This window comes from Halalkalibacter oceani (genome assembly GCF_040544555.1).
GTDB lineage: Bacteria > Bacillota > Bacilli > Bacillales > Bacillaceae_D > Halalkalibacter > Halalkalibacter oceani.
The window spans coordinates 175,127-185,026 of sequence record NZ_JBEPKD010000008.1; the positions used below are offsets into that span (position 1 = coordinate 175,127).

A 9,900-nucleotide genomic window follows, 5' to 3' on the forward strand; every position below is an offset into this window, starting at 1 on the left:
CGATAGTGTTTATCATAACAATTCAAAACTCGTTCCAAACTAAAAACAAAACCGTAGAAGTTTTGAGCCCGTCTAAGGAAGCGGGAGTGGCTCCTTGAATGGGCTCTTCTTTCTCTTTTATCTGCTGCTATGCCAAACCGCCAAATGTATCAAACAGGGCGGCCGGATTCGCCGCTATTTGCTCAAATGAACGGCCAAACTCATATCCTAATTCAGCCGAATATGTCTCGTTACTGACTTTATAATAATACGCTCTCGCTTGCTTAGGCTGTTTCAGTAATAGAAACAAAGCGATCATTTTCGCATGGACATGCTCGCTGTACGGAAACAAATCAGCCCACTTTTGCAGCAAGGGCAGCGCCTGGTACAAGCGCCCATTTCGTACATATTCGGTCACGAGCGCTTCTAACAGCTCGGAATAGCGTACTTCAAGCTCCTGCTGGCGGGACAGTGCCCAGCGATAATCATGCTCGTGGAGATAGCCGCCATGATAGTGCTCAATCGCTCTCTCAACCAACGATTGGTCAAGCTGACCGTTCTTCCATGTTTGATAGGCTTGCTCAAAGAGATCCATATCGCTTTCGGCATGTGGTAAATTCAGCTGATAGCTCCCGCCGCTGCTCCGCGATTGGCTGATGACAGCACGTAATCCATACGCTTCCAGGTCTTTGCGCAATTGATAGACCGTACTGTATAAATTCGCCTGGGCCCGCACCACGTCACGATTCGGCCATAGCGCTTCGATGATTTTCGCCTTATTGACCGGCCCTCCAGCGTGATGAGCCAGATAGGCAAGCAGTTCTTCCGCCTTGGCGTTGATAAACCTCACCTTTCCCTGTTCCGTCACGATCACCAAACGGCCGAAGCAGTTGACCGAGATCGCATTTCGTCCTTTCCGTTGTCCATCACGCAATGTCTCCTGTCTCCGTAGAAAACGTTGTAGCGTTCGGCCAAGCCGCTTTCCATCAAGCGGCTTCAGCACGTAGTCCAGCGCCTCAATCTCAAAAGCCTCAGCCGCATATTTTTCATAGGCCGTCACAAATACAACGGAAATGTCCGGTCGAAGAGACTGAGCGGTTCTGGCGACAGCAAGACCATTCGCATCAGGCATCACCATATCGATCAAAACGAGATCGACACGCTCCGTCCGCACAGCCTGTAAAAACTCATCCGGATCGGTGAATAGTCCGCAAATCTGGACGTTGCTGAATATTTGCAGCACCTTTTTCATCTGTCGCAAAGCCACTCGTTCGTCGTCCAACACGATGATCTTGATCATAGTCACAAGCCTCCCGCTGAAAAAGAGTTTTCGCCTAACAGCCTTATCCGTGGTCTCTACCCCGCCATCAACATATGAACTCTCTGCAACCGACTTTTAACAGGCCCTCCTAGTTCCCTTACGATGATCTGATCACCATTATTCTTTCTTTTTTAAATTATTACACAATTGGCCTAAAGTCCAGATTCTTAGCAGGTAATATGACCTTATATTGAGCAGTCGATGGTTCTCCCCTCAAAAACGGAGGGACTAAAGATACAGAACCTCCTTCTGTAAAATAAAAACCAGGGCCGGCCAGCAAAAGCTGACACACCCTGGTCTTTCTCAACCTTGAATATCACGACGCCGGTACCCTAAGAAAGCGAGAGCGAATAATCCTGTCGCTACGAGAAGAAGCACTCCCGCAGGAGCATAGTTGAATTCATCCATCGGCAGCTGCGGCACATGGCCGAACGGCGTCAGCTGCATGAGCCAGCTCGGAAACTGAAACAGCTCGCCAAAGTAATTGGCAATAAAGAAAAAAACTAAATAGAGCCAGGCGAAGACACTTGCCTGCGGGAAGACGCCGACAAAAAAGGCTCCAAGACCTACAATGACAAACAGTGCCGGCACATAAGCAAGCGCTGCACCAACAAACTGGCCTACATCGATCTGCTCATCCATGACCGCCGCTCCTGTCAGCCCGAGCGCCAGCGCGGCTATGACGGCCATACTGATGCTGACGGCAAGCGCAAGGCCGGCGTAGCTGCCAAGCTGGCGTCCCCGCGCCACTGCTCTTGCCAGCACATGCTCATTGCGTTGTTTACGCTCTTCCGCCTTTAACTTAAAGATGACAAGCAAGGCCGGGATCGCCGCTGCCATCGTCAGCACCATAATAATCATCGAAATGAATTGCTCCGTCATGGAAACACCTTCTGCCGAGGCAAACATGTCTGCCATCATTTCATTGGACGAAAAAAACGTCTCCAGATCGCCGAGAACTGAGCCATAGGACGCACCCAACAGGGTCATCGCCACAAGCCAGGAAATCATCGTCGTCCGTTGCAGACGGATCGCCAGAGCAAGAGGACCCTGCAGGAAAGCGGAAGACTCTTTTTTTCCGGCCCGCGCCGGCATAAACCCGGCATCCAAGTCACGCACCAGCTGCAAGCGCAGAGCGATAGCAAAAAGCAAGACTGCAGCGGCGATCAATAGCAGCAGAGGGCCCCACTCATTCTCGACATAGGTTTTCGTTCTGACTGCCCAGCCAAGCGGAGACAGCCAGGAAAGCGCCTCACTCGATACATCGCCAATCGCGCGCAGGAAGTAGGCAAGACCGAGAGCCGCAAAGGAGAAGCCGAGCGTTCCTCTCGCGCTCTCCGAAAGCTGGGCGAACACCGCCGTCACTGTCGCGAAAAAGAGTCCGACCCCGCCAAGGACGGCTCCATAGAGCAACGATCCTTGCAAATCGAGACTGTCAATCCCAAGCGCGTAAAGGCCGAAAGCCGTCAACAGCGCAAGAAGAAGATTGGCTCCCGTCATGACAATCATTGCCGCGCCGAGCGGTGAAAGCTTGCCGAACGGCAGGGAACGCAGCATTTCCAGCCGACCGTCTTCTTCCGGCGCCCGCGTATGCCTTGTTATGAGCAAAATGTTCATCACCGCGACAACGACTGCTGTCAGCATCAGCATTTGATGCGCCATCATCGCCGCTTCCGTATAATGATCAAGACCATAGCCCGGTCCGAGCATCGCCGTCATCGCCGGGTTATCTACCGTCAGCGCCATCGCCTGTCTTTCTTCATCCGACGCATACAGGCTCGTAAAAGAGGACGCCGTCGCGACACTTGCTGCGACAAGGCTCATCATCCAGATGAACAGACGCAGACGATCCTGGCGGACAATAAAGCGGACCATCGCTGCCATGTGGTGAAAAGCCGTCATCTTTCAGCACCTCCCCCTTCATAGTGACGCATAAATAAATCCTCCAATGTCGGCGGTCCACTTTCCAGTTTGACGATTCCATAGCCGCTAATATGCTTCATCACCAGATCGAGCTCTTCTCCATCTACTTGAAGATGAACGGTGCCGTCCTCCTGCTCGACATCATGAACGCCTTTCAGCTCCGTCAGCCCGGTAAGAGGCTCCTTCGTTCTGACCGTCAAATTCGTCCGCGTTAAATGGCGCAGCTCTTCCAGCGTGCCCGTTTCAATCATTTCTCCTTCACGAATGATTCCGACACGATCACAAAGCCGCTCTACCTCCGACAAAATATGGCTGGAAAGAAGGATGCTCTTTCCCTGGGCTTTTTCCTGTGCGACACATTCCTGAAACACCCTCTCCATCAGCGGATCAAGCCCTGACGTCGGTTCATCCAAAATGAAGAGATCGGCCTCCGAGGAAAACGCCGAAATCAGCGCGACCTTTTGCCGGTTTCCCTTCGAGTACGTCCGACACTTTTTCGTCGGATCGAAGCTGAACAACTCAATCAGCTCATTTTTTCTCTTTTGATTATAGGAACCGCGCATCCGGCCGAATAAATCAATTACTTCACCGCCTGTTAAATTCGGCCACAAATGGACGTCTCCAGGTACATAGGCCAAGCGCTTATGAATCTCAAGTGCATCCTGCCAGACGTCCTTCCCGAAAATCTCAGCCCTTCCGCCTGACGCTTTTAATGCGCCGAGCAAAATGCGGATTGTCGTTGATTTCCCTGCTCCATTCGGGCCGATAAACCCGTACACCTCGCCTTCCCTGACATCAATCGATACATCCTTTAATGCCGTGAAGCTGCCAAATTGTTTGGTTAATGATTGCGTAACGAGTACACTCATGATCATTCCCCTTTCTTGTAAAAACAGGCTTTTAAAATATCGAGGTATTCGTAATAGTCTTGCCAATACGGTTCCATATCAATATCGGTCAGCTTTCTCCCTTTAAATTTTTCCATTAGCTCAATCCGATACCCTTCCATCGACCAACGGATCAAATCGAACGCTTTTTGCACATCAACATCATCGCGAAACTTCGTATGATCAATATTGTCGTTCATCACTTTCCCGAAAAATGCTTGCATGTTTTCGATTTTGCTTCGTAACGGTTGTGGAAGTGCCGGCTCCTCCATATTCAGACCAACTGTCGCCATAAAGTTACCGAGCTTTTCATGTTCGGCAAAGACTTTCCACTTGAGAATCGCCATTTTGTTCAACCGCTCGATAAAATCGGTTTCCGTCAAATCAATTTTACTCAAATAGTGTTCATCCAACATCTTAATCGCGTAGTCGATCAAATAATGATAAAGCGATTCTTTGTTCTCAAAATAATAAAAGAGCATACCCTTGCCGATCCCGGCAGCTTTCACGATCCGGTTCGTCGATGCCTGCTCATAGCCATGCTCAGCAAACTCATGAAAAGCCGCCTCCAAAATACGCTTTCGCTTTGTTTCCTCCAGTGCCTCAAAGCGTTCCAACAAAGGAATCCCTCCCCTCACATACTTTAGACCACCTTGGTCGAATTTAGCATAACATCTTCGACCAGGGTGGTCAATTCAGTTTTCTTAACAGTGACGTGCGGAAGCCTCCCGAGAATTTTTATAAAAAAAGCAGGATGCCTCAAAAGACACATCCCGCTCCTCAGCTTGATAAGTTTCTTTTTTCACTCGGTACTGCGGTACTGCGAAAATGGTAGGTATTGAAAAAAATTCCGGCACAGATCAGACCTGCCCCAATCATAATGCCGGCGGTAACTGTCTCTCCAAGCTGGAGCCAGCCAAAGAAAAGGCCGAGAACCGGTACAACCATTAAAGCCATCGTCGCTTTCGAAGCCTCAATCTGATTTAATACCCAAAACCAGACGACAAACGTAAAGGCCGTCGAGAACAGACCATTAAACAACAGCGATAATACCGCTTCACGAGACCACACAATCACTTCGTTCCGCTCAGTAAGAAACGAAACAGCAAACAACAGCGTCGTGCCGATCATCAGCTGCCAGGCATTCATATGAATGAGATTCGTATTCCTGAACCTCACTTTACTGAACACATTCGCCGCACCCCAGCTCAAAGCCGCCAGCAAAATAAGCAGCTGACCGATAATCGCGTTTCCCTCGAAATGAAGGATCTCCCGTCCTAAAATAAATAACAAGCCGACAAAACAAAACAGCAGCCCGGCCATTTTATATTTCGTGATTCGCTCCTGTAAAAGAAAATGGCTGATTACGGTGACAAAGATCGGCATCGTATACACCAGCACGGCGGTTTTTCCCGAATCAACAAACTGCATCCCGTATGTCAGGGCGCCGAGATAACCGATTCCCATTAAAAAGCTCATGATCACATAGTCTGTTACCTGTTGTTTTCTGACAGTCAGTTTTTGCCGCTGAATAAGGAGAATCATCAGCAAAGGAAGCGCCCCGATTAACAGCCGCAAAGCAGAAAATAAAAAAGGCGGAATGTCACTGATCGCGATTTTCATCGTCACCCACGTGTAGCCCCAGACAAGCGTGACAGAAATGATTCCTAACAAAACTTTATACATGTCCCTTCCCCCAATTGCCTCTTATCGTCTACACCTAGAGAGTACCACATTCCCTTTCCCCCTTTTTCAGGACATAAGGGACAGAGGAAAAGCCGCCGCCCTTATGAAAAAGTGGCGGCAGCTCTATAAACAGGACTAAAAATTCTGCTTGAAATCAAGCCTTTCTCCATCTTGATACTCGATTTCAAGGGTAAGCTGTTTCAATTCGTCCTGTGGGATTTCAAGAAGCTCCAAAATATCATTCGTGATACTTTCTGTCGTGCGTGATTGATCAATGACGACCTGGCTTAAAATCGATTCAATTTCCTGCTGCGCCTCTTCTCCTCTGCTTTCACGCTTTTCGCCATTGTCTTCTTTTTCAACTTCAGCCCTTATCTCTCCATTAACTTCATAATCATAATCCCAGTCTCCTCCATTAGCGAAATCGAGATCAAGATCAAACTCCTTTACGCCGCGTTCAGCCGCGACAGGCTCACCGGCATCGCCGCTCCCGTTCCCTTCATCAATAACGTTCTCCTCCTGAAAAGAATCCTCTCCGGTCGGCGGGGTCGGCTCATTATTGGCCCCACAGCCGATTAACAGAACAACACCGAGCAGGCTGGCGAAATATTTTATCTTCATTGCTGTTCACTCCCTTATTCCATTGTTGAAACCTCATCAATATTTTGCGCGATGCACACCATTTCTATCCTTATTTGTCCCTTATTCCCCGATCGCCATTTCTTACACACTAGCTTGCCAAATGGGACTTTCTAACCGGGAGATAGCATGAACACCGAGCTTCCTTGTTCCGTCACCAGCCTGCATCATGAGCGCGCATCGCGGCATCCCGCCTTACCCGCTCGTCAAAAACACTTTTCCCTTGCCGCCGGAAATCGTTTCAACGGCAGCGACTGCTTTTTTCACTTCGATTAAGTCGTATTGCTGAGCTGCTTCCATCAGCCGTACTTGCCGGCTTTCGATCAGCTGGATCAACTGCTGAAACGTTTCCTGCCATTTCGCAGCAGAAACGTCCTTGTTCCAATGGCGCAAATGAAACAAATTGGCGCGGACTCCCGCCTGTTTGACTATCTCTTCCCAATTCACCTGTCTTCCCGATAGCAGACCTATCGATAAAAACATGCCTCCCGGCCGGATCCCATAAGCCAGCTCATTTCCAGCCGCGCCGCCAACCGAATCAATTGCCGCATGAGCGCCGCGGCCATCGGTCAATTCCCACATTGCTTCCACCACATCCTGCTCGGATGTATTAACCACAGCGGAGGCCCCGAGCTGAAGCAGCTGCTCCGTATGCCGATCGTGCCGCGTCACGGCAATCAGCCGAAAGCCGAGCACATTGGCTAATTGTGCGAAAAGACGTCCAATCGTCGAGCCCCCCGCATTAACCGCCAGCACATCACCGACACCGAGACGCAGCACTTCCGTACATACAACCCAGGCCGTAACAGGATTAATATACATTTGCGCCGCCGTGAAATGGTCAATCCAGTCAGGCACGGGCACCGCCCATTTCCCTTTCGTTCTGACGTACTCCTGCCACGTCCCTTCCCCGCGCAGCGGCAACACGCGTGCGCCAACAAGATGACGCGGAGCAAGCGGTCCCACCTGCTCGACGAGGCCAACCCCTTCATACCCTGGAATATGTGGTAAAGAATTACGGTGGGCGTAAGACCCTCTAATCGGGATCAGGTCAGACGGATTAATCGGCCGGGCCAGCATCCTCACAAGCACTTCATCATCCTGCGGTGGGACGACTTCTTTCTGTTCAATCTTCAAAACTTCCTGAGGCCTGCCGAAATTATGACAAATAATACAGTTCGCCTCCAAAATAAATCGCCTCCTTTGCTTCAATAAGAAAAACTACCAGAGCCGGCTTTTCTTACATTTATCCTTACTTGTCTTCCAAAAAAACCCGAGCTTCTGCTTCAGCCCCCGCGCGCCCGATTGAAGCTGCTCAAAATTTTCCTTTGACAACAGTCCAGGCAGCCCTTACAATAGGCAGCGTACGATCAATAAATGTAACGTAAGGAGGATTATGAAAAAGTGACACATTCGATGAGACTTCGTTTCCCAACTTTGAACCGGTAATTAAATACGTTCAAAGGCTCTGTTTGCGATGACAGAGTAAATGGGATAAGTCTGTCCTTTTTCAATAATCTTCATTGTTATAGAAAGCATAGGAATCAGTGAACCTTCGGGTAGCTGTCCGCAATGTGAGGAAAGGTGGATTTTTTCTGCCTTTCTTTTTTTATTGTACCTTGAATAAGAGATGCATGTCGTTTTCCGCCCAGGAAAGCTATGGCACCTCTTGTCTTTGATGCGCAACGAAATCGAGGTCGATCTTTTCCCTTTTGCTCTTTCGTCACAGGCAGCAGCCTGTGATTTTTTTTAATAATTCGAGGCGGGGCGGCGGCTTCGCGCGTTACTCGGATGGCTGAAAAATGCCCGTTTTTCAGCCATCCTTAAACGATTGTAACGGCTCCGCACACCGCTTCTAAGAAAAACCGCTACGCGTTTTTCTTAAGAAAGGGAGATGCAAAATGACCTGCAATAAATATTCAAAGACGAAAAAGATCAACAATCAAAAAAAGCCAAACTTTTCCGGGCAGCATTTCATGCACAACCGAAAGCTGATCGAGGAAATTGTCGCTCATGCTGACATCGCTTCTCACGAGACCGTGCTTGACCTGGGCGCTGGAAAGGGCGCCCTGACGACCGTTCTCAGTTCAAGAGCACAGCGCGTGCTGGCCGTTGAATATGACGAGAAATTAGTGGACTATTTACAGCGGAAAATGATGTCGTACCCGAATGTGAAAGTCATTCATCACGATATTCTCACGATGCCGATGCCGAAGCAGTCATTTGTCGTCGTGTCCAATATTCCTTACTCCATCACAACGCCGATTATGAAACGGTTGCTCGATCAGCCGGCCGGTCCTTTTCAACGATGGGTGATTGTTATGGAAAAAGGCGCGGCGAAACGCTTCACCGCAAGCACCATCAAAGACGCCTACGTGATTGCCTGGCGGATGTTCTTTGATATCCGCTATGCGAAGGATATTTCACGAAATAACTTTTCACCGCCGCCAAAAGTTGATTCAGCTATGCTCACAATCAAGCGGAAAAGGCACCCGTTGATTCCGCCGGCTAAATACTCAGCCTTTAAAGGGCTGGCCGAGTACGCGCTTCACAAGCCGGCACTTCCCGTCAACCTGGCGCTGCGAGGCATTTTCACTCCGCCGCAGTTGAAGCATGTCCGGCGCCAGCTCGGCCTAAACTCGGAGACGCCGATCTCGGCATTGTCCGAGCAGCAATGGGCACGCCTTTTGGAGGCGATGCTCAATCATGTGCCGGCATTTCGCTGGCCGAAGCGGAAAAAGAGAAAATAAGCTTTTCTAATAGAATGGTCGTTTGTAGGATATAACCGTTCTTGTCTATTCTTGAAGCTAGTCACAGGCCGTATGCAGACTGGACGCAAACATTTTCTCTCGTTCGCTTTTCACCTCGTCTCACCTGTTTTTATTTGATCCCACAAGAAAAAGCGGACGGGATGGGAGGTCGAAGAACCGAATCCTGACTACTAAACAAAAAAGCCTGTCGACTTTCTCGACAGACTGAAACCTCGCAACTGCTTTGCGAGGTTTTTTCTCTTATTTGAATCAATTTCATAAAGCCTAGTTCACGATTGTTAGACGACCCCCATTTCGCTTTTAGTGTTTTTAAAAAATTAATTACGCGGCTTGACTAGTCTGCTTGCTAGAAAGGGACTTGGCTATACGATCACACGCGAGCTTCGCCGCGTTATAAATCAAATGCGTCAAATCAAATTGTACTTTTGCTCGTTTTCCTGTGCGATAGCGAATATTGTTTAATTGGAAGAATTCTTTTAGATACGCAATGACTCGCTCGACTGAACTTCGTTGCTTGTAAAGGGTTTTCCATGCTTTCGAACCGCGAGCTGGGGATGTATACCGTCTCAAATCGGTGGTGATTTTGACTTTATACACCTTTTGACAGAGGGTATCTTGCGCTAACGGACAGCCTTTGCATTCTTTCGGTCGTGTGTATTTTAACGTCTCGTATCTCGCGTCGTAACTGTCGTAC

10 protein-coding genes are annotated in these 9,900 nt (G+C 49.1%); 2 read left to right on the top strand and 8 right to left on the bottom strand.

What is annotated here, in order from left to right:
- Nucleotides 1-127 precede the first annotated feature (127 nt).
- The 7 genes from ABMB67_RS11385 to ABMB67_RS11415 all read right to left on the bottom strand — a co-directional run bounded on the left by ABMB67_RS11385 (nt 128) and on the right by ABMB67_RS11415 (nt 7,626).
- The gene (locus tag ABMB67_RS11385; RefSeq protein WP_354572129.1) at nt 128-1,279 is read right to left on the bottom strand and encodes a response regulator; all 1,152 of its coding nucleotides are present in this window, start codon (nt 1,277-1,279) and stop codon (nt 128-130) included.
- Between the two features lie 324 nt (nt 1,280-1,603).
- Nucleotides 1,604-3,202, bottom strand: a complete 1,599-nt coding sequence (locus ABMB67_RS11390) for an ABC transporter permease (RefSeq protein WP_354572130.1) — start codon at nt 3,200-3,202, stop codon at nt 1,604-1,606.
- The gene (locus ABMB67_RS11395; protein WP_251225021.1) at nt 3,199-4,092 is read right to left on the bottom strand and encodes an ABC transporter ATP-binding protein; all 894 of its coding nucleotides are present in this window, start codon (nt 4,090-4,092) and stop codon (nt 3,199-3,201) included. Before ABMB67_RS11395 ends, ABMB67_RS11390 begins: the two co-directional genes overlap by 4 nt.
- Nucleotides 4,093-4,094: 2 nt before the next feature.
- On the bottom strand, nt 4,095-4,730 hold the full coding sequence (locus ABMB67_RS11400) for a TetR/AcrR family transcriptional regulator (protein WP_251225020.1): 636 nt from the start codon (nt 4,728-4,730) through the stop codon (nt 4,095-4,097).
- A gap of 160 nt (nt 4,731-4,890) precedes the next feature.
- Nucleotides 4,891-5,796, bottom strand: coding sequence for a DMT family transporter (locus ABMB67_RS11405; protein WP_354572131.1), 906 nt, complete (start codon nt 5,794-5,796; stop codon nt 4,891-4,893).
- A gap of 135 nt (nt 5,797-5,931) precedes the next feature.
- On the bottom strand, nt 5,932-6,417 hold the full coding sequence (locus ABMB67_RS11410) for a YusW family protein (RefSeq protein WP_251225139.1): 486 nt from the start codon (nt 6,415-6,417) through the stop codon (nt 5,932-5,934).
- Nucleotides 6,418-6,630: 213 nt separating this feature from the next.
- On the bottom strand, nt 6,631-7,626 hold the full coding sequence (locus ABMB67_RS11415) for a zinc-dependent alcohol dehydrogenase family protein (protein WP_354572142.1): 996 nt from the start codon (nt 7,624-7,626) through the stop codon (nt 6,631-6,633).
- A gap of 213 nt (nt 7,627-7,839) precedes the next feature.
- On the opposite strand from ABMB67_RS11415, the gene ABMB67_RS11420 reads away from it, so the two are divergent.
- The gene (locus tag ABMB67_RS11420) at nt 7,840-7,884 is read left to right on the top strand and encodes an erythromycin resistance leader peptide (protein WP_156177705.1); all 45 of its coding nucleotides are present in this window, start codon (nt 7,840-7,842) and stop codon (nt 7,882-7,884) included.
- Between the two features lie 452 nt (nt 7,885-8,336).
- The gene (erm, locus tag ABMB67_RS11425; RefSeq protein ID WP_354572132.1) at nt 8,337-9,185 is read left to right on the top strand and encodes a 23S ribosomal RNA methyltransferase Erm; all 849 of its coding nucleotides are present in this window, start codon (nt 8,337-8,339) and stop codon (nt 9,183-9,185) included.
- A 342-nt stretch (nt 9,186-9,527) separates the two neighbouring features.
- Here erm and ABMB67_RS11430 read toward each other — a convergent pair.
- The coding region (locus ABMB67_RS11430) for a transposase (protein WP_354572133.1) at nt 9,528-9,900 on the bottom strand (373 nt) is incomplete at its 5' end.